This is a genomic window from Streptomyces sp. Alt3 (assembly GCF_030719215.1).
GTDB lineage: Bacteria > Actinomycetota > Actinomycetes > Streptomycetales > Streptomycetaceae > Streptomyces > Streptomyces glycanivorans.
Genome location: NZ_CP120983.1, coordinates 6,042,092 through 6,062,589, shown reverse-complemented (window position 1 = coordinate 6,062,589; position 20,498 = coordinate 6,042,092). Strand labels below are relative to the sequence as shown.

Below are 20,498 nucleotides of genomic sequence, written 5' to 3'. Positions count from 1 at the left end.
AGCACCCGCAAAGGATGGCGTCCGTGACGTTCAAGGCTGAGTACATCTGGATCGACGGCACCGAGCCGACCGCGAAGCTTCGTTCCAAGACGAAGATCATGGCCGGCAGCCCCACGCAGGACGTGGCGGATCTGCCCATCTGGGGCTTCGACGGTTCGAGCACCAACCAGGCCGAGGGTCACGCCTCCGACCGGGTGCTGAAGCCGGTCTTCACGTGTCCGGACCCGATCCGTGGCGGTGACGACGTCCTCGTCCTGTGCGAGGTCTTCAACATCGACATGACTCCGCACGAGTCCAACACCCGCGCCGAACTGCGCCCCGTCGCCGAGCAGTTCGCGGGTCAGGAGCCGATCTTCGGCATCGAGCAGGAGTACACCTTCTTCGACGGCCACCGTCCGCTGGGCTTCCCCGAGGGCGGCTTCCCCGCCGCGCAGGGCGGCTACTACTGCGGTGTGGGCGCGGACGAGATCTTCGGCCGCGACATCGTGGAGAAGCACCTCGACAACTGCCTGAAGGCCGGTCTGGCCATCTCCGGCATCAATGCCGAGGTCATGCCCGGCCAGTGGGAGTTCCAGGTCGGCCCGGTCTCGCCGCTGGAGGTCTCCGACCACCTGTGGATCGCGCGCTGGCTGCTCTACCGCACCGCCGAGGACTTCGACGTCTCCGCGACGCTGGACCCGAAGCCGGTCAAGGGCGACTGGAACGGCGCGGGCGCGCACACCAACTTCTCGACGAAGGCGATGCGCGAGGGCTACGAGGCGATCATCACCGCGGCCGAGTCGCTCGGTGAGGGCTCGAAGCCGATGGACCACGTCAAGAACTACGGCGCGGGCATCGACGACCGTCTGACCGGCCTGCACGAGACCGCCCCGTGGAACGAGTACAGCTACGGCGTCTCCAACCGCGGCGCCTCGGTCCGCATCCCGTGGCAGGTCGAGCAGGACCAGAAGGGCTACATCGAGGACCGCCGTCCGAACGCCAACGTCGACCCGTACGTCGTCACGCGGCTGATCGTCGACACCTGCTGCACCGCGCTGGAGAAGGCCGACCAGGTCTGATCCGGCACCGTCCGTCACGAAGGGGCGCCCGTCCACCGGGCGCCCCTTCGGCGTACCCGCCGGGACGGCCCGAACGGGTGGGAACGGCAGGTACGTGAGGGGACGGTGAGGAACCTGACACAGCGGTCCGTATCGACGGGTGAGAGGACCCTGCTGCGCGGCGCCGAACTCTGCTTCAATAGGGGCATGGCCAGTCACCAGTACACCGCATCGGGTCGCAGCGACCTCGAGCCGTTCTGGCCCTCCCGTCAGCACCATGACTTCGACCGGGTGTGTTGCCGCGCGTGGAACGCGCAGGCCCTCTAAAGCCGCCTCATCCCGGCCTTCGGCCCGCGCGCACGACGTACGTCCTCGACGACTCCTCGCGCGAAAGAGCTGACCCCTCATGGCGAACACCCGTACCTTCTCCACCGCGTCCGCCGCCACCGCGGCGACCGCGGTGTCCGCTGCGGCCACCACCACCGCTCGCAACACCCTGTCCCCCAACCGCCACCGGCTGCGTGCCGTCGACCGTGACGAGGTCGCCGGCCTCGCGGAGGTGGCCGACTTCCTGCCGCCGGGCGCCACCTGGCTGCCCGCGCCCCAGCACACGCTGCCCGCTCTGCCCGGCCGGCCGCCGATGGTCGGTTACCTGGTCCTCGTGCCCGCCGACCAGCAGCCGGCCCTGGCCGGGGCGGTGGCGTCCGCCCAGCACCGTGCCTTCGTCCCGGAGCCCGCGCCCGACGTGCCGGCGGGCGGTCCCGTGCAGATCGACTCCACCCGGCGCACCGCCGCCGTGGACGGCGTCACCCTCGACCTGACCTACCTCGAGTTCGAGCTGCTGGCGCACCTGGTGGCCCACCCGCACCGGGTGCACACCCGCGATCAGCTGGTGACGACGGTCTGGGGGTACGGGCATGTGGGCGACGGGCGCACCGTCGACGTCCACGTGGCCCGGCTCCGCCGCAAGCTGGGCGCCGAGCACCGCCGCTCGATCCAGACCGTGCGGCGGGTGGGCTACAAGTACGCGCCCTGATCGCACACCGTACGTACAGGAGGCCCCGGGTCCGGACCCGGGGCCTCCTGGCATAACGGGCCACCGGGAAGGCGTGGGGGGTGGTGCCAGGTACACCCCCGTCGGGTGGCGGAACGGCTGACGGTGCCCCGGGGGCGCGGGGGAGACTGGGTGCCGAACGGGATCCGACGTGGGGCCCGGCGAGGGGAGACACCATCATGAGATCGGCCAAGAGCCGGGCACGGACCGCGCTGCGGAGCGGTGGGCGGGCGTTCGTCCTCTCCTTCGAGGCTCTCGCGGGCTCGGCCGTCCTCTTCGTCCTGTCGCTGCTCTCCTTCACCCTCATCATGCTGGGCCTGGGCCTGGTCACCACGCCCAAGCTCACGGAGGCGGTGCGAAAGCACGCCGACCGGCGCCGGCTGCTCGCGGCGAAGTGGTCGGACATCCGCATCCCGACCCCCTACCGGCCGTTCCCCAAGGATGTGCGGGACGGCTTCACCGGACAGGTCGAGCGCACCACGCTGATCCTGAAGGACCCGGCGACCTGGCGGGACCTGCGGTGGCTGCTGCTCGACATGACCGCCGGCTTCGTGCTGCTGGTCTTCTGCTGGGCCCTGCTGGTCTATCCGGTGGAGGGGCTCGTCCTGGCGGCGGGGCTGTGGCGGGTGTTCGAGGACGACGCGTACTGGTACGCCTTCGTGCCGGTCGACAGCCAGGCGACGGGGCTGGCCGCGGCGGCCCTCGGCGTCGTGCTCCTCCTCGGTGGTGTGTGGGCGAGCAAGCCCCTGCTGCGGCTGCACTTCGTGCTGGCACGGTCGGTTCTGGCGCCCACCCAGGAAGAACTCGCGCAGCGCATCGACCGGCTCACCGAGACCCGGCACGAGGCCGTGGACACGGCCGCCTCCGAACTGCGTCGCATCGAGAGGGATCTGCACGACGGGGCGCAGGCCCGGCTGGTCGCGATGGGCATGAACCTCGGCACCATCGAGGCGCTCGTCGAGAAGGACCCCGCGCAGGCGAAGAGGATGCTGGCGATGGCGCGTGCCTCCTCCGCGGAGGCACTGACCGAACTGCGTGATCTCGTACGGGGCATCCACCCGCCGGTTCTCGCGGAACGCGGACTCGGGGACGCGGTGAAGGCACTGGCCCTCCGGCTGCCGGTCGCCTCGGAGGTGACCGTGGAACTCTCCGGCCGCGCCGAGGCCCCGGTCGAGTCGGCGGCGTACTTCGCCGTCAGCGAGGTGCTGACGAACACGGTGAAGCACGCGGGCGCGGACCGCCTCTGGGTGGACGTCCATCACAGCGAGGGGATGCTGCGCATCTCGGTCACGGACAACGGCAGGGGTGGCGCGGCGATCGGCACCGGCTCGGGGCTCGGCGGAATCGAACGCCGGCTGGGTACATTCGACGGCGTACTGGCCGTCAGCAGCCCTGCGGGCGGCCCCACCATGGTGACCATGGAGATCCCTTGCGCGTTGTCCTAGCCGAAGATCTCTTCCTGCTCCGTGACGGCCTCGTGCGGATGCTGGAAGCCTACGATTTCGAGATCGCGGCGGCAGTCGAGAGCGGGCCCGAACTGGCGAAGGCCCTGGCGGAACTGCGGCCGGACGTCGCCGTCGTCGACGTCAGGCTCCCGCCGTCCCACACGGACGAGGGCCTGCAGTGCGCGCTGACCGCCCGCCGCGACCGGCCGGGGCTGCCCGTGCTCGTCCTGTCACAGCACGTGGAGCAGTTGTACGCCCGGGAGCTGCTGGCAGACGGCAACGGCGGCATCGGCTATCTGCTGAAGGACCGGGTGTTCGACGCCGACCAGTTCATCGACGCGGTGCGCCGGGTGGCGGCGGGCGGTACGGCGATGGATCCCCAGGTCATCTCGCAGCTGCTGTCGCGGCGCTCGGTGGACGAGCCGATGGGTGCCCTGACGCCCCGGGAGCGCGAGGTCATGGAGCTGATGGCACAGGGCCGTTCGAACGTGGCGATCGCCGCGCAGATGGTGGTCACGGAGCGGGCGGTGGCCAAGCACACCTCGAACATCTTCGGCAAGCTGGGGCTGCCGGTGTCGGACGACGACAACCGCCGTGTGCTCGCGGTCCTCGCCTACCTCGACCGGGGCTGACCTCAGGCCCCTCCGGGACGAATTCCGCGGCGGTCTGAACGGGCGGGGCCCGCGTTCCGTATGGGACGTCACGCTTCTGACTCGAAGCCCCGAAGCGGAGGAGTTCCATGGGACGCACATCGCGCAAGAAACGTTCGACTCCGGCCAACCGGGCGATCGCCGCCTCGGCCGCGCTGATCCTGGGTGGAGGTGGGCTGGTCGCGGTCAACGTCTACGCGAGCGCGGGGGAAGGCGCGTCCGGTCCGTCTCCCGGGCGGTTCCAGGACGTGGCCCGCCAGATGTCCACCATCGACTGCCCGGACGCGGGGCTGGCCCTGCCCGACGTGCCGGACCGGGCCCGGCCGGAGGTCGACCGCGAGCTGGCCGCGATGGATACGCAGATCACCGATGCGTACCGCCAGTTCGCGGACCGGAAGGAGCGGATCGCCCGGGACCCGGATCTCGCCGACAACGCCGTGCTCGGGCCGTTGAGAGCGAAGCGGGCGGCCAGTCTCGACCGGATCGGGACCGCCGTCGAACGGGTGGCGGGCAACCGGCCGCAGGGCCTGGACGGCCTCGCGGGGTGCGGCCTCCGCGCCGACGACCAGAGCGGTACGGACGACGGGGGCGGTGACGCTGACGGTGACGACCAGGGTGGCGGCGACGGCGGCCAGGGCCCCGGGGACGGCACGGCCCAGGGCCAGGACGGCGGCCAGGACGGGGGCGGCGGCGAGGGCGGCGACCAGGGAGGCCAGGTGGGCAACGGCCCCGAGGCGGCCGACTTCGTCGACATCCGGTCCGTCCAGCCGGACACGGACCGCCCCCGCAACCGCCGGGGCGCCTCGCGGGGCACGTTCACCACGGACTGCGGCCGCAACGAGAACGGCAAGTTCAACCCGGACAACGTCATCGCCGCCCCCGGCGTGAGCAACGGCGCCCACCACATGCACGACTACGTGGGGAACCAGGCGACCGACGCGTTCGCGGGCGACGACGACCTGGCCGGCGGTGGGACGACCTGCCGGAACCAGGGCGACAGGTCCACGTACTACTGGCCCGTGCTCCGGCTGCAGAACGGCCAGGACGAGAACGACGTGGACGCGGACGGCGGCGGCAGGGACCAGAACACCGGGGAGATCCAGACCCCGTCGCAGGTCACGCTGAAGTTCGTCGGATCACCCGCCGGGAAGGTCACGGCCATGCCGCGCTTCCTGCGGATCATCACGGGCGACGCCAAGTCCTTCACCAACGGCGACGCCAACGCCAACGCGTCCTGGAGCTGCACCGGTTTCGAGGACAGGCGGCTCGCGGACAAGTACCCGATCTGTCCCGAAGGCAGTCAGGTCGTGCGGTCCTTCGCCTTCCAGAGCTGCTGGGACGGCCGGAACACCGACAGCGCCAACCACCGCACCCATGTGGCGTTCGCGCAGCAGGACGGGCGGTGCCCGGCCGGCTTCAGGGCCGTTCCCCAGCTGGTCCAGCGCATCGTCTACGACGTCCCGCCGGGCCCCGGCTTCGCCGTCGACTCCTTCCCCGAGCAGCTGCACAAGCCCGGCACCGATCACGGCGACTTCATCAACGTCTTCGACGACAAGCTGATGAAGAAGGTGGTGAGCTGCATCAACGGCGGACGCAGGTGCCGCTGACCCGGCACCCCCGGCGGATCCGACGACGTCGTCCGGCCGCCCCGCGAACCTGCGCGGTCAGCTCCCGTGGTGACCGGAGTGCCCTTCCTCGCTCCCCCCACCGCCACTGTTCCCCGAGTGGTGCGGCGAGGCGGTCTCCACCGTCCCCCCGAGCCGGCCGCGCAGCGCCGCGACCACCTCCGGGTCACCGACCGCGACCCATCTCCGGCCGACGAGGTAGGAGCCGCCGTAGTCGTTGGCCTCGTTGATCCACTCCCGCTGTCCGCGGTCGGTGGCGAAGGTGGCGAGCACGTAACGCCCGTCACCGGTGGTGCAGTTGGCCTGCCGGAGCTCTTCGGCGTCGGTCTGCAGCCTCGGGTCGCAGTCCGCCTTCGACGCGAGCTGTTCCAGGGTCCCGCTCGCGGTGGGCGGTACGGCGGGCCGGTCGGTCCCGTCCGCTCCCCCGCCGCACGCGGTGAGCGCCCCGCACGCCGTGAGCAGGGCGAGCCCCGCGCGTACGGCCGCCGGTGTCCGGCGGACCCGTCCTCGTCGCCATCCCGACTGCTGCGCCATACGGCCATCGTGCCCCGGTGCTCCCGGCGCGCGCGGGGAAACCGCGCAACCCGCCCCGGAGCGTTCAGGCCGGAGTGACCATCGCACCATTCGCTCGTTCAGCTGAACATGCCCCCTCTGCGAGCAGTACCGCCGTCCGCCGGCCGCCCGTACGCGGAGCAGGCCGCCGGGGAGCGGGCCGAGGCCGTGCCCGCCGAGCACTACGCCAGGCTGGCGCGGATCGCGTATCTCGTGCTGGCGCCCTCGCTCGGCCGCAACCGCCGGGTGGTGTCGGCGCACTGGCTGGCCCAGCGGGCCCTGGCCGCCGGACAGGGCCCGGACCCGGGGCAGGCCTACGCTCACGCGCGTGTTCGGGTGCTGCGACTCGCGCTGGAGGCGGGGCTGCCGTTGTTCCGGTTCGCCCGGCCGCGCCGGGCGCAGTTCCCTCCGCTGGTACCGCAGGTGTGGGGGCTCCGGCTCTTTCCGCATTCCTGCGGAGCGGACGAACTGGCGCTGGAGCAGGCCCTCGCCGAGGTGTCCGCCCCCTGCCGGGCCGCGCATGTGCTGCGGGGGCTCGAAGGGCTCGACGACGCAGAGGTGTGCCGGGTGCTCGACGCGGTGGGCGTCGGGGATCCACGGGCGTCGCTGCTGGAGGCCGACGGGTTCACGGCGCCCCACGCGCTGCTGGCCTCGCCGGAGTTCGATCCGTGTTCCTTGCAGGTCAGGCCGGCCGATCCGGCCCGTCGCCGGCGCCGGGGGCGCACGTTCCTGGCCGGCGCCGGCGCGCTCCTGGTCTGCGGGACTCTGCTGCTGATGCCGGGGGACGGTCTGGGCGGCCCGAGCGCCGCCTCCGCACCGCTCTACGCGCGCCACCGCACCGCTCAGCAGGCCCTGGATCCCGCCGCGTTGCACCGGGTTCCCGACGGCCTCTGGCGGAGCTCCGCACGGCGGGACTTCAGCGTGTGGCCGACCCGCGGCGACCGGACCGGGGACACCGGCCTGCTGCGGCGCGCTCTCGCCGCCTGGGCCCGGCCCGGCCCGGCGGTGGTCTCCTCGGCGACGCCCGGGACCCCCGACGGTCCGCCGATGGGACCGCCCCAGCTGCTGTACGCGGGCGAGGTCGGCCCGGCCGCCGTGGTGCTGTTCCACGACGGCCTGCGGGTCGTGCGTTACGCGGAGCCGCGCAATGCCGATCCGTCCAGGGGGGCCGCACTGGACTTCGCGCGGGTGGACGGCGCCGACGCGGTGGCGGCGGGCGCGCTGGTGGCTCAGCGCCGCGCCGGCCGTATCCGCTATCTGACCGCTCCCTGGGTGCGGGAGGTCGGCGTACGGGATCTGCTCGCGCCCCACGGGGCGGCCCGTCCGCTGCCCCGAGACCGTCACGGGGTGACGGATCCGCTGACGGGGCCGGGTACGGAGTCGGAGGGACGGGCGGACTGCCGTTCCTGGCAGGCCCTGGAGCTGCGGGACGGCTCGGCGGCTCGGCTGATGACGGATCTCGGTGAGCTCACGCCCGCACGTCTGACGTCCGGCGCGCCGTCCGCGCCGCACGACGTGTCGGGGCGGGCCGAGCGGGAGAGCTGGGCGCGTACCGCCTGCCTGCTGCCGGCGGTGCGGTCGAACGGCGTCCGGTCGGTGAACTCCTGGCCGTACGCGAAGCAGCGGCTGCCGGAGGGCGAGGGGGACGCGCTGTGGTTCTGCACCCGGGCGGACACCTGGCGGGGCACGGGCAGCAGGGTCCTGGCGCAGTTCCAGGCGCCGCCCGAGCTGTCGGGCGGCGCCCGGGCCCCGGGGGCGGTGGCGGCACGTTCGGAGGACTCGCCGGACTGCGGGACACGCAGACCGCGGGTGCTGGCGGGCGTGCTGTGGAGGTCGGAGGGCGGGCGGTGGTACGTGCTGGCGGCGGGCTCGGGGCAGTTCGCGTCCCTGACCGCGTCCGGGGGTGTGCGGGGCCGGACGGACGGGCGGCTGCTGACGCTGCCCGCGGCGGAGGGTGACCGTCCCCGGCTCGCGGGGCTGTTGGCGGACGGCAGCCGGGTGGGCTCGCTGCACTGACTCCGGACGGCCGGTGAGCACGCCGTCCGGAGTCGGGGAACCGGCCGGTGGGAGTGCGGATGGGGGCCACCTCCCCTGCCCCGATAGGCTGTTCGGCATGACGACCCGGGTACGGCGCAGGATGGGTGTCGAGGAGCGCAGGGCCCAGTTGATCGGTGTCGCCCTGGAGTTGTTCAGCCACCGCTCGCCCGACGACGTGTCGATCGACGAGATCGCGTCGGCCGCCGGTATCTCGCGTCCGCTCGTCTACCACTACTTCCCGGGGAAGCGCAGTCTGTACGAGGCGGCGCTGAAGCGGGCGGCCGACGAGCTGTCCGGCCGCTTCCTGGAGGCGCACGAAGGGCCCCTGGGTGCAAGGCTGATCCGGGTGATGCACCGGTTCTTCGACTTCGTCGAGGAGCACGGCCCGGGGTTCGCCGCGCTGATGCGGGGCGGTCCGGCCGGCGGTTCGTCGACGGCCGACGCCCTGGTCGACGGGGTGCGCCAGGCGGCGTACGAGCAGATCATCGCGCATCTCGGTGTGGTGTCCCCGCCCGCGCGGCTGGAGTTCGTCGTGCGGTCGTGGGTGTCGCTGGCCGAGTCGACGGCGCTGCTCTGGCTCGACGGGAAGCGCGTTCCGCGTGCCGAGCTGGAGTTGCAGCTGGTGCACGACTTCGCGGCGCTGGGGGCGGTGAGCGCGGCGTACGACCAGGAGATGGCCGGCGTGATGCTGCGGGTCTTCTCGCAGGAGCCTGCGGACGGCCCGTTCGGCGAACTGCTCACCAGACTCTCGGTCCTGGCGCCCGCCGCACCGGCCGTCCCGCCGCAGCGGCTGCCTCAGTCCTTGCGGTAGGACGCGTCCAGGTCCCGGATCTCGGCCGAGGCGTGGACGGTGAGCCCGTCCACGGGCTTCAGGTGTCCGGCCAGCAGCTCCAGCACGGCTTCCGTCAGCTGCGCCTTGATCTCGGGGGTCCTGCCGGGCAGCATCGCGATCGAGACGTTCACGATGGAGTCGCCCGTGGCGGCGTCACCGACGACGGAGTCCTCGGCCCGGCGGAAGCGGGTCTTGCAGGCGGGGATCTTGGTGGACACGGTCTCGGCGACGAGCGGGTGCAGGGCCAGCGCGAAGCCGCGGCGGTCGAAGCTGTCGTCGAGCTCGGCGGAGTAGTCGACGGTGATCTGCGGCATCAGGCGCTCCTGGGTGCGTTTCGGGTGCGTATACGTGTACGGCGTGCATGCACGTGTACGGCTTCAGCTTCGCGTGATCGTGCCGCCCGCACAAGGGAGACCCCCCGCGACACGGGGCCGGCCGGTCTCCGGCTCCGGGCCGGGGGGCTCGGAGCCGGAGACCGGCCGGTGGGATCGGTGTCGTCAGCGCTGGGAGAACACGGCGACCGTGCGTCCCGGCACGGTGAAGCTGCCCGACTTCCTTTCGTACGAGGACTTCCTGACGGTGGTGTCCGCGCCCGACGCCTGGACGGGGTGCAGCGCGTACGTCTTCCCGGCCAGGCCGGTGAGGGCCTGGACCTGGGTGTCCGGGGTGGCGTTCATGACGACGACCAGGTCGCCCAGGCGCATCGTGATCACCCCCGGGGTCTCCTTCGTGCCGGAGAGCGGGAAGGAGAGGGCGTCCTGGACCTGCCCGGTGGTGGCGAGGCCGAAGTCCTTCTCGGTGGTGCGGATCGTGAGCAGGTCCTGGTAGGCGGCGGAGGCTCCGGTGATCTGCGCGCATCCGGGGCTGAGCGCGCCGGAGGTCAGCAGCGGCTTGCCGTAGGACCACTTGTCCTGGTTGTCGGCGGCCGGCGGCAGTCCCCGTCCGAAGCCGTTGCCCTTGCGGCAGTCCCAGTGCAGCGCGTTGAACCAGTCACCGCTGTCGTAGGAGTTGCGGTCCAGGGACTTGGAGCGCAGCAGGTCGGTGCCGGCCTGGGAGAGCGCGGGGCCCTGGGAGAGCGCGGCGGTCGCCATCGCCAGGACCTGCATGCGGGCCCGGTCGGCTGCCGTGGTGTCGGCGGGGAGCTTGAAGGCGAGGGCGTCGTAGAGGGTCTCGTTGTCGTGGGCGTCGGCGTAGGCGAGGGCGTCGCCGGGGGCCGCGGCGTATCCGGCGGGAGCCCCGTTGTAGTCGACGGCCGAGCCCTTGACCGTGCGGCCCTGGGTGTCGGTGAAGGTGTAGTCGGCGAGGTTGCCGGTGAGGCCGACCTTGATCAGGTCCTGGTAGTGGAGCAGCCGGGCCCTCTGTTCGGCCTCGGTGCCGTTGGCGGTGGAGGTGTTGGGGTCGGTGTAGAGGCCGGAGGCGAAGCCCTGGACGCCGGGGTCCTCGTCGAAGGGGCCGCCGCCGCGCACGGCGTCACGGGCCCGGTCGGAGAAGGTGGCGATGCCGGTGCCGGCCATGTTCTTCTGGGTGGCCTGGACGAAGCGGGCGTCGTCGGCGATCTCTCCGAAGTTCCAGCCCTCGCCGTACAGGATGATCTTCTTGCCGTCGACGCCGTCCCTGGCGACGGTGAGCTCGTCGAGGGCCTTGCGGACTGCCAGGATGTTGGCCTTGGGGTGGTGGCCCATGAGGTCGAAGCGGAAGCCGTCGACCTTGTACTCCTTGGCCCAGGTGACGACGGAGTCCACGACGAGCTTGCCCATCATGGTGTTCTCGGTCGCGGTGTTGGCGCAGCAGGTCGAGGTGGCGACGGTGCCGTCCTCCAGGAGCCGCTGGTAGTAGCCGGGCACGATCCTGTCGAGGACGGACTTGTCGTCCTGGCCGGAGGCGACGGTGTGGTTGTAGACGACGTCCATGACGGTCCGCAGCCCGGCGCCGTTGAGTCCCTGGACCATCTGCCGGAACTCGGTGGTGCGCTTCGTGCCGTCGGGGTCGGAGGCGTAGGAGCCTTCGGGGACCGTGTAGTGCAGCGGGTCGTAACCCCAGTTGAAGGCGTCCTTGGCGGCGGCCTTCGTGACACAGGCCTGCTGTTCCTCGGAGTCGGGTGCGAGGACGGACAGGTCGCAGGCCGGCTTCTGCTGGTCGGACTTCTTCTCCGGGATGGTCCCGATGTCGAAGACGGGCAGCAGGTGCACGTAGCTGGTGCCGGAGTCCGCGAGCTCCTCGAGGTGCTTCATGCCGTCGGAGCGGGTGTCGGTGAAGGCGAGGTACTCGCCGGGGTGCTTCGACGTGGAGTCCGTGATCGAGAAGTCACGGACGTGCAGCTCCTGGATCTGGGCGTCGCGGAGCGGGACGGCGGCGGGCTTCTTCAGCGCGGACCAGCCGCGCGGCGCGAGCTTCGGGTCGTCGAGGTCGACGACGAGGCTGCGGGCGGAGTCGGCGGTCAGGGCGGTGGAGTAGGGGTCGGTGACCTTGTTCGTGACCAGTTTCTGGACGGTGGGGGCCCAGACCTGGACGGCGTAGCGGTAGGGCTTGCCAGTCCAGGACTTCTTGCCGGTGACCGACCAGACGCCGGTGCGGTCGTCGCGGCGCATCGGGACGGTCTTCCCGTCGAGTTCGAGCGAGACCGTGCGGGCGGTGGGTGCCCAGACGGAGAGGGTCGGGCTGTCCTTGCGGAAGACGGGACCGAGCGCGACGCCGCTCGCCGCCTTGCCGTACAGCTCGTCCAGCACACCGGCGGTCTGTACGCCGGTGGCGGCGAGCAGGGCCCCGTTGGCGGCGCGCTGAGTGGCGATCAGCTGGCCGCGCAGGGACTCACGGACGCGGTCCCGGTCCCGGGTGTCGACGGTGAACGCCGGATAGTCCTTGAGGTGCGGGTACTTCGCCTTCTGCGCGGCGGTGAGTTCGGTGGCGCCGAGCCGCAGCCACTGTCCCTCGTCGGACAGGGCGCCGTCGACGACGGAGATGCCGCCGTTCTTCGCGTACACGAGCTGCTGGCTGGTGGCGTCGGTGGCCTTCACCTTCCAGACGACGGTGTCCGCGTCGATCCACTGGGCCTCGGCCTTGGTGAGGTCGGGCGTGGGCACCCCGCCGGCCTGGGGCAGCAGGTAGCCGGGCTTGCCGCCGAGCATCCAGACCTCGTGCCCGTACGAGGCGATGTCGAGGGACTGGTCGCTCGGGAGGTCCTTCTCGTCGCCCTTGTGGAGGATGTAGCTGAGGGAGGTGGCGCCGTCGGTGAGCGGGACCTCGAAGGTGACTCCGTAGGCGTCGCTCCTCACGGGCTGGAGCGGCTTGGCCCAGTCCGTGGGGGCAGCGGCACCGGTCCAGGTGTGCAGGCCCCAGCCGTCGTAGTCGCCGTCGGCTCGGTGGTAGTGCAGGACGGCCTTGCCGGTGTCCTGCGGCGGGGCCTCCGGCGCCTCGGTGCTCTGGCCCTCCTTGCCCTGCTCGATCCAGACCTGGCCGGTCCTGGCGAGGTCGACGGTCCGCTCGGGGCCGTCGGCCGTGCCGCCCTTCTCGACGGTGTACGGCACCGAGGAGGCACCCTCGTCGAGATCGATCCAGGCGAAGGCGCCGTAGGCGTCCCGGCCGATGAAGTCGGCGGTCCGGTCACCGGACTTGAGCTGCCAGCCCTCGTAGTCGCCGTCCGCGCGCTTGTAGTGGACGACCGCCTGGTCACGGTCGACGGCGACGGGCTTCGGGGCGGGCGGTGCCTGGCCGGCGGTCGTGGAGGCGAGGGCGCTCGTGGTGCGCCCGGCGCGGTCGACGACCACGGCCTTGTAGCGCAGCGCGGTCCCGGCCTTCACCGACTCGTCGAGGTGCTGGGTGACCTTGTACGGGGCGTGGTCGGCGGAGCCGAGGGTGGTCCACTTCCCGTCGCCGGTCTGCGCGGCGAACACGACGCGGTTCAGGTCGCCGCCGTCGACGTCGGCGCTGATCTCCACGGTGCCGGTGGCTCCGACGGCCGGGGCCTTCAGGGTGACCGTGGGCTTGGCGGCGGGGGTGCCGAGCTGCTTGTCGGCGCGGAGCACGATGCTGGACAGCGCGGGCACGGTGACCTCGACGGTCTTGTCGGCGGCGCTGCGCACCGCACCGGAACCGCCGTACAGCGTACGGAAGTTCATGCCGGCGGACTCGGTGGGGAGCTTCACCGTCCTCGCCTCGGCGCTGTTGTTGGAGGCGACGAGGTATTCGTACGGGCGCTTGGTGTCCGTACGCGAGAAGGCGTGGACGGAGTCCTTGGCGTAGCGCTCGGTCTGGGTGCCGTCGCGCAGGGCCGGGTGCTCCCGGGTGAGCTTCGACAGGGCCGCGATCGAGCGGTAGAGCGGGTGGCCGGTGTCGTACGCGTCGGAGGCGTGGGTACGGTCGGTGCCCAGCTGGTCGTCGTCGAGGTAGTCGGCGGTCTTCGAGGCGAACATCGTCTGCCGGGCGTCCTTGTCGCCGCCGGCTCCGGTGTAGCCCTGCTCGTCGCCGTAGTAGATCACCGGGTTGCCGCGGCCGAGGAACATCAGCTCGTTGGCGAGGCGGGCGCGGTTCAGGAGTTCGGCGTCGCCGGCCTCCGGGTTGTCCTGCTTCAGGAAGGTCCCGATGCGGCCCATGTCGTGGTTGCCGAGGAAGGTGACCTGCTCGTAGGCGTTGGCCTTGTCCGTGGTGTAGCGGTAGTCGTCCGCGTAGACGGCGGCGAGCTTCGAGGCCGGGGCGCCCTGGGACGCGTACTGCCGGGCGGCTTCCTGGAAGGGGAAGTCGAGCGTCGCGTCGAGCCTGCCCCGTGTCACGTACGGCGAGGTGATCGCGGTGTCGGCGGAGTAGACCTCGCCGAACATGAAGAAGTCGTCCCGGCCGTGCTTGGCCGCGTATCCGTCCAGGGCGGTGGCCCACTGGGTCCAGAAGTCCATGTCGACGTGCTTGACGGTGTCGATGCGGAAGCCGTCGATGTCGAAGTCGCGGACCCACTTCTCGTAGATCTTCTCCATGCCGGAGACGACCTCGGGACGCTCGGTCCACAGGTCGTCGAGGCCGGAGAAGTCGCCGTACTCGGTGGACTCGCCGGCATAGGTCGAGTCGCCCCTGTTGTGGTACATCGTGGCGTCGTCGAGCCAGGCGGGGACCTTCCTGCCCGTGTTCACCGGGGTGTACGGGAAGGAGTCGGCGTCCACGTCCGCCATGCCCTGTGCGTCGTCGAAGGGCCGGCCGTCCTCGTCGAGGTACGGGAAGGCGCCCTTGGGCTTGTAGCCGTACTTCTTCTCTGCGTAGTCGACGGTGTCGGCGGTGTGGTTGGTGATGACGTCGAAGAAGACCTTCATGCCCTTGCCGTGGGCCTTGTCGATCAGCTTCGTGAGGTCGGCGTTCGTCCCGAAGTGCGGGTCGACCTGGGTGAAGTCGGTGATCCAGTAGCCGTGGTAGCCGGCGGACGCGTTGTCTCCGGTGCCCTGCACGGGACGGTTCTTGAAGATCGGCGCGAGCCAGATCGCGGTGGTGCCGAGCCCCTTGATGTAGTCGAGCCGCTGGGTGAGGCCCTTGAGGTCACCGCCCTGGTAGAAGCCCTTGTCCGTCGGGTCGTAGCCGGTCTCCAGACGCGAGCCGGTGAGTCCGCCTCGGTTGTTGGAGGTGTCCCCGTCGGCGAACCGGTCGGGCAGCACGAAGTAGAACTGCTCGCGGGTCAGGTCGTGCCTGGCCGCCTCCTTCGCGAGTTTCGCGTCGGAGGGCGGGGCGGGGGGTCTGGGCGCGGCGGACGCGGTGGCCGCCGGTACGACGGGCAGCAGCGCCGCGCACAGTGCGGCGACGGCTCCCCGACGGAGGGTGGTTCGGGACACGGGCTGGTACTCCTCGGCGTTCGGGGATCGGGCTGTGCGGTGGAGCGCGGCGGGGCCGGGGACGCTCACCCTCGCGTCCCCGGCCCGCGACGAGCGGGGTCAGCTGCGCCAGACGTCGGCGGTCAGCGCGACCTTTCCGGAGGACGGCACGGTGGCGGTGCGGTTGGCGCCGCTCTCCCAGGTGACGTTGCCGCTCGCGTCCTTGCGGAGGTACTTGTACTCGAAGGACGTCCCGGCGGGCAGTGCGACGTCGAGCTTCCAGACGGGGTAGGCGGCCGGGTCGAGCTTCAGGGCGCTGCCGGGCGCCCAGTTGCCGAGGGCGGCCTGGTTGCCGGTGACGTAGATGTTCTGGCCGGTCTGGGTGGTGGCGTTGACGCCGAAGGAGGCCCCGGACTGACCGGTGCCGGGGTCCGGGGTCGTGCCACCGCCCGTGCAGGTCCGGGCGTTCACGTGCAGGGCCACGGCTGTGTTGGAGCCGAGGGTGGCGGTGAACTGTCCGGAGCTGTTGACGGTGACGCCCTTGCCGGACTGGACGTCGCAGTAGTCACCGGCGGGCAGCGACGTCTGGAACGTGCGGCTCAGCGACGAGCCCTCGTGGTTGATGGCGACGTACGCCTTGGAGCCCCGGCCGAACGCGATCTGGTCGGCGCCGTTGTCCCACCAGTTGGAGACGGCCTGACCGCGGGCGGCGTTGCGGAAGCCGACCATGGAGGAGATCTCGCGCCAGGCGTGCTGGCACTTCCAGCCGTCGCTGTAGCAGGCGTTCACCTGGCCGCCGTTGGGCGGACCGGCGTCCTTGTCGGACCACTCGTAGCCGGAGTGGACGTCCGGGGAGCCGTAGGGGTAGGCCAGCATGAAGACGCTCGCCAGCGTGTAGTTGGCGCCGTCCTTGTAGTTCAGGGTGTCGCCGCCGCGCTCGGTGTCGTGGTTGTCGACGAAGACGGCGGACCTGCCCGACTCCATGAAGCCCCAGCCCTCGCCGAAGTTCTTCAGGTAGGCGAGGTTCTCGTTGTTGAAGACCTGCTTGAGACCGCGTCCGTAACGGAACTCCTGGACGTCACCGCTGCCGAGGTACTCGGAGGGCGACACGGCCTCGCCCGCCCCGTAGATCGCCTCGTGCTTCCAGTACACACCCGGGTTGCTCAGCCGGGACTTGATGTTCGCGAGGTCGGCGGCCGGCATGTGCTTGGCCGCGTCGATGCGGAAGCCGTCGACGCCGAGGGAGAGCAGGTCGTTGAGGTACCCGGCTATCTTGCCGCGGACGTACTCCTCACCGGTGTCCAGGTCGGCGAGACCGACCAGTTCGCAGTTCTGGACGTTGGCGCGGTCGCCGTAGTTGCTGATCTGCGACTGGCAGTCGTTCATGTCGTTGGCCGAGTAGAGACCCGGGTAGTTGTACTTGGTGTACGAGGAGCCGCCCGTGCCGGTCCCTGATCCGGCCGACATGTGGTTGATGACCGAGTCGGCGATGACCTTCACACCCGCGGAGTGGCAGGTGTTCACCATGTTCGCGAAGGCGGTGCGGTCGCCGAGGCGTCCGGCGATCCTGTAGCTGACGGGCTGGTACGAGGTCCACCACTGGGCGCCCTGGATGTGCTCCTGAGGTGGCGAGACCTGGACGTATCCGTAGCCGGCGGGGCCGAGGCTGTCCGTGCACGCCTGCGCCACGGAGCTGAACTTCCACTCGAACATCACCGCGGTGACGTCCTTCTCCCCGGGCGGCGCGGCCTGCGCCGTACCGGCGGCGCCGAGACCTGCGGGGACGGCGAGCACGGCGGCGCCCATGGTGAGGGCGAGCGCGCCGGACAAGGGCCTGCGTGCCATGACGTTCCTCCTGCGGTGGGGGAAGTGCGGGGATGGCGGAGCAGCCTCCATGGCAACGCGCCGTGCCCTCAAGGCTCATGAAGGTTCTTGCAGCAAGATGCAGAACCCTGTGTGCCGCAGACCGTACGAGCCTGACCTGCCCTGGTCAACCCCCTGGACACGACCCGATCACACGCCGCTCACATCCGCGAAATCCTGGAGATTTCTTCCTGCAAGGTCTTACGCAAGATATTGCGCGACTGTTAAGTTCGTCCCGACTCCGGCCCGGTCGGCCGGGGGGCCGGTCCGCCGGACCCCACGCGCCCGGCCGACCGGTCCGGTCACGCCACGGAGGGGCCCGGACGTCGCTTCCCCGCCGGCCCACCCTGGGCCGACGTCCGGCCCCCTCCTGCGCGTGACACCCATGACGACGGATACCTCTGCCGTGCGCTGCCCCAACTCGCGGCGTACAGGCGGGATTCCGCCGGTGCCGTACAGCTTCGGGGCCCTGCCCTCAGGAAACGCGCCGCGGGTGCGGGCACGGCCGCGCACTAGACTCACCACCCATGTGGCCAGGACAGCAGTCGCCTTCCGGACAGCCGAACCCGCAGGACGGCTACCCCCGTCCGGATTCCCCGCAGCCTGAACCGGGCCTGCACTACGCGCCCACGATCGGCATGGGCGCGCCCGAGCCGCCCCGTCGCCGCTGGAACCGGACCACCGTCGTCGCCGTGGCCGCCGCCACTGCGGTCGTGGTGGCATGCGGGGTGACCGGCTTCCTGGTGCTCCGCGGCAACGGAACCGACAGGGACGACGCGAAGCCCGGGGCCACGGACTCGGCGAGTACCGGGGGCACGGACCGGAGTTCGACCGAAGGCGGTTCCGGCCCTCTCGTCCCCGGCTGGAACACGGTGGTCAACGCCAAGCGCGGCATCACCTTCGACGTGCCGGCCACCTGGGCGCGGCAGTCCGCGGACTGGGTCAGCTATGTCGCGGAGGACAGCGACCCCGAGGAGAAGCCGCTGGTCGCGATGATGGCCCCGGCGGTCTTCAAGGAGAAGTGGTGCACGTCCGACGACGACAAGGACGGCTCCGAGGACGACAACCCGCTCGCGTCGACGGGCACCACCGGGGAGAAGGGCGCGAGGAGCGCCGCCGAGGCTGCTGAGGACACGGCGAAGAAGTGGGTGTACGGCGGCTACACGCAGCCCGACAGCACGCACCTGGAGATCGGTGAGGCCGAGTCGTACCGGACGAAGTCGGGCGTCGAGGGCAGCCTCGTGACCGTCACGTCCTCGGGGGCACCGTCGAAGGGCAAGTGCGACACCGACGGCAAGGCCGTCACATTCGCCTTCAAGAACGCGGAGGGCAAGTTCGTGTCGTGGACCTACGTCGGCGCACACGGGGTGTCCGACGAGGTGCCCGACGCCACGATCCGCGAGATCCTCAGCACGGTCAGGCTGTTCGAGGAAGGCGACGGGCAGGGCTGAGGGGAGAACCCGCCCGGCCCATCGGTCCTGTCGGGGCAGGTGGCCAGGCCTGCCCCGTCGCCCGCGTCAGCTCAGTAGGTGTGCCCGGGCCAGTGCGGATCCTCCCAGCGGGCGGGCCCGGAGACCCCGAGCAGCCGTACGCAGTGGCGTAGCTCCTCGGAGGCGCCCTGGGAGTCCAGACGTGCGGGGGCGTGGACGGCCAGCCAGGCGCTCAGCTCGCCGATCAGTTTCTCGTCGTGGACCCAGGCGTGCCAGGGGAGTTCGCCTCCCAGCAGGTCGCACTCCCAATGGTCCACGGCTTCCACCAGCCTCCGGTCGGCAGTGGGGTCGACCGCCCTCTCCCATTCGGCGAGCCAGGGAGCCACCGCGCCCGAGGCCTCGACGCAGAGTGCGAAGACTTCGTACGCCGGGACCGTGGGGTCGGGCGTCATGAGACTGTCGGCCCACCAGGCGTGCAGGAACTCCCGCACGGAAGCGGCCTGCGGGGCGGGCCACTGCTGCCATCCGCCACGTGCGAAGGACTGGCCCACGTCCCCCATGTCGAAGAGCGGCTCCACCCGGCCGTCGACGAGAGCCGCGGCGAACTGCGGCAGTATGCGGCGCAGTACGGCCCCGTGATCGCGCCAGTCGACCGCCTGCCAGGTGCGCCGCAGCAGGTCGGGGTCGAGCCCGGCGTCCGGTGTCTTGAGCTGGGCGAGTTCCTCCGCGCTGCCCCAGTGACACTCGCAGTTGTTCTCGTCCGGGACGGCCGTCATCCCACCGAAGGTGGTGGCGAGGTCGGCGAGCGCGGCGTCGAGACGGAGGCGGGATGGTGTCCGGCCGGTCTGGGTCATGGGCTGTCGCCTTTGTGACTCCGGACGGTCGCGCCGGCCGAAGAGCGCCACGTTACAGGCTTCCGAGCCGGCTCACTGCTCGGACGGCGCGTCCTCACCGAAGATCTCTTCGGCGGTGGCGATCACGGCGGAACGGAGCAGCCACCGGCGCAGGAGTTCCGGGTCGCGGCAGGCGGTGATCTTCTCCCGGGTGGCATGGGCGACGTCGACGCGACGCGCACCGAGAACGATCAGGATGCTCTTGGCACGGCCCTCAGCCCGGCCCTCTTCCCGGATCTCCTCGGAGAGGGGTGAGACGTAGAAGGAGAGATCAGCCATGCGTTTTCTCCGCTCCTGTGTGGGCGAGAGACCTGTGCCGGTGTACAGGGCCACCGGCACCGGCACCGAGGTCGGCACTACCGGTCGACGGGGGCTTCCTCGTCGAAGATCTCGTCGGAGGTGGTGACGAACGCCGCACGAACCAGCCACCGGCGGAGCACGTCCGAGTCACCGCAGGCGGTCACCTTCACGCGAGTGGCGTGGGTGATGTCGACACCACGCGCATCAAGGACGAGCAGCACATCCTCGGCGCCCCTCTCGACGTGGCCCTCAGCACGGCCTTCGACGCGACCTTCGACACGGCCCTCGTCCCGGATCTCTTCGGACAGCGGCGAGGTGTAGAAGGAAAGATCCACGGCCACCAGATTCCTCCACTGTTGTGCGGCCGGGCGGTTGCCCAGGCCTTGTGCGATGAATTCGACGAAGGGTCCCGCGATCACATCCGGTGCGTCGCGCAGAGCGGCGGACATCGTCTTCAGTATCGCATCGACGTCCGGATTGTCAGCGTGTGTGATCGCCGAGAGCGTGGCGAGCGCGAGGTCTTTTCGCGCCTCTGCCACGTTCGTGATGACGGGCATGTTGTGGGGTCCCGCCACGAGGGGGCGGGTCGTGACTGTCGGCCATTGGGGCAGGCCGATGGTGAGGGGACGGGCCGCCCATGCTGCGGTGGCGTGATCCTGGCAGATCACGAGGAGCAGCACCGGGATCCGGTACTTGTTGTTGAGGTACGTGACGTAGTAGGGCCAACTGGCCGTCTTGCCGGGGTCCTTCTTGCCCTGGGCTTCGACGATGAGGAGGAAGGGCCCGCCGTTCTGCGTCTCGATGCGCAGGAGGGTGTCGACGCGCCGTTCGAGCGGTTCGGTCTCGGTGAGGTCGACGGTCAGAGGCTTACCCGCCCCGAGGGGCGGCAGGTCGAGCCCAAGGACGTCGGAGAGCCGGGAGAAGAGGCCCGGGTCTTCCTGGAAGATGCGGTGCATCGCTTCGTGGGGTGCGCTGACCATGGAGTTCCGTTCGGGAT

Annotated in this window: 15 protein-coding genes; 8 read left to right on the top strand and 7 right to left on the bottom strand. The window is 70.9% G+C overall.

The genetic code is table 11. The features are described from left to right. Positions 1–23 precede the first annotated feature (23 nt). From glnII to P8A20_RS26710, 5 genes are all read left to right on the top strand, one after another. Positions 24–1,058 carry a glutamine synthetase gene (gene glnII / locus P8A20_RS26730; RefSeq protein WP_147963099.1) on the top strand — a complete coding sequence of 345 codons (1,035 nt, stop codon included), beginning with the start codon at positions 24–26 and terminating at the stop codon, positions 1,056–1,058. 385 nt (positions 1,059–1,443) lie between these two features. Next, on the top strand, positions 1,444–2,073 hold the full coding sequence (locus P8A20_RS26725; protein WP_147963100.1) for a winged helix-turn-helix domain-containing protein: 630 nt from the start codon (positions 1,444–1,446) through the stop codon (positions 2,071–2,073). 197 nt (positions 2,074–2,270) lie between these two features. Next, on the top strand, positions 2,271–3,536 hold the full coding sequence (locus tag P8A20_RS26720; protein WP_147963101.1) for a sensor histidine kinase: 1,266 nt from the start codon (positions 2,271–2,273) through the stop codon (positions 3,534–3,536). Further along, positions 3,521–4,168, top strand: coding sequence for a LuxR C-terminal-related transcriptional regulator (locus P8A20_RS26715; RefSeq protein WP_147963102.1), 648 nt, complete (start codon positions 3,521–3,523; stop codon positions 4,166–4,168). The genes P8A20_RS26720 and P8A20_RS26715 overlap by 16 nt, the downstream gene beginning before the upstream one ends. Positions 4,169–4,275: 107 nt before the next feature. Continuing rightward, positions 4,276–5,793: a DUF1996 domain-containing protein gene (locus P8A20_RS26710; protein WP_147963103.1), complete on the top strand. Its 1,518-nt coding sequence runs from the start codon at positions 4,276–4,278 to the stop codon at positions 5,791–5,793. Between the two features lie 57 nt (positions 5,794–5,850). On the opposite strand, the gene P8A20_RS26705 is transcribed toward P8A20_RS26710, so the two are convergent. Then, positions 5,851–6,345 carry a hypothetical protein gene (locus P8A20_RS26705; protein WP_147963104.1) on the bottom strand — a complete coding sequence of 165 codons (495 nt, stop codon included), beginning with the start codon at positions 6,343–6,345 and terminating at the stop codon, positions 5,851–5,853. Positions 6,346–6,453: 108 nt separating this feature from the next. Between P8A20_RS26705 and P8A20_RS26700 the strand changes: the two genes are divergently transcribed. Next, positions 6,454–8,379 carry a hypothetical protein gene (locus P8A20_RS26700; RefSeq protein WP_147963105.1) on the top strand — a complete coding sequence of 642 codons (1,926 nt, stop codon included), beginning with the start codon at positions 6,454–6,456 and terminating at the stop codon, positions 8,377–8,379. Positions 8,380–8,476: 97 nt separating this feature from the next. Next, a complete protein-coding gene (locus tag P8A20_RS26695) occupies positions 8,477–9,211 on the top strand; it encodes a TetR/AcrR family transcriptional regulator (RefSeq protein WP_147963106.1) in 735 nt (244 codons plus the stop codon). Here the strand turns inward: P8A20_RS26695 and P8A20_RS26690 are convergent. From P8A20_RS26690 to P8A20_RS26680, 3 genes are all read right to left on the bottom strand, one after another. Continuing rightward, positions 9,196–9,546 (bottom strand): 5-carboxymethyl-2-hydroxymuconate Delta-isomerase, encoded by a 351-nt coding sequence (locus tag P8A20_RS26690; RefSeq protein WP_147963107.1) that lies wholly within the window; start codon positions 9,544–9,546, stop codon positions 9,196–9,198. The two genes, P8A20_RS26695 and P8A20_RS26690, sit on opposite strands and share 16 nt — an antisense overlap. Before the next feature lie 183 nt (positions 9,547–9,729). Next, positions 9,730–15,036, bottom strand: coding sequence for a pullulanase-type alpha-1,6-glucosidase (gene pulA, locus P8A20_RS26685; protein WP_306104375.1), 5,307 nt, complete (start codon positions 15,034–15,036; stop codon positions 9,730–9,732). Between the two features lie 99 nt (positions 15,037–15,135). Continuing rightward, the gene (locus P8A20_RS26680; RefSeq protein WP_147963109.1) at positions 15,136–16,860 is read right to left on the bottom strand and encodes a carbohydrate-binding module family 20 domain-containing protein; all 1,725 of its coding nucleotides are present in this window, start codon (positions 16,858–16,860) and stop codon (positions 15,136–15,138) included. A gap of 656 nt (positions 16,861–17,516) precedes the next feature. Here P8A20_RS26680 and P8A20_RS26675 point away from each other — a divergent pair. Further along, positions 17,517–18,329, top strand: a complete 813-nt coding sequence (locus tag P8A20_RS26675) for a DUF8017 domain-containing protein (protein WP_147964076.1) — start codon at positions 17,517–17,519, stop codon at positions 18,327–18,329. Positions 18,330–18,400: 71 nt separating this feature from the next. On the opposite strand, the gene P8A20_RS26670 is transcribed toward P8A20_RS26675, so the two are convergent. From P8A20_RS26670 to P8A20_RS26660, 3 genes are all read right to left on the bottom strand, one after another. Further along, entirely contained in the window at positions 18,401–19,162 is a 762-nt protein-coding gene (locus P8A20_RS26670; RefSeq protein ID WP_147963110.1) for a hypothetical protein, read from the bottom strand. A gap of 72 nt (positions 19,163–19,234) precedes the next feature. Continuing rightward, positions 19,235–19,480 (bottom strand): hypothetical protein, encoded by a 246-nt coding sequence (locus P8A20_RS26665; protein WP_306104374.1) that lies wholly within the window; start codon positions 19,478–19,480, stop codon positions 19,235–19,237. A gap of 77 nt (positions 19,481–19,557) precedes the next feature. Continuing rightward, on the bottom strand, positions 19,558–20,481 hold the full coding sequence (locus P8A20_RS26660) for a hypothetical protein (RefSeq protein WP_306105205.1): 924 nt from the start codon (positions 20,479–20,481) through the stop codon (positions 19,558–19,560). Positions 20,482–20,498: the final 17 nt, after the last annotated feature.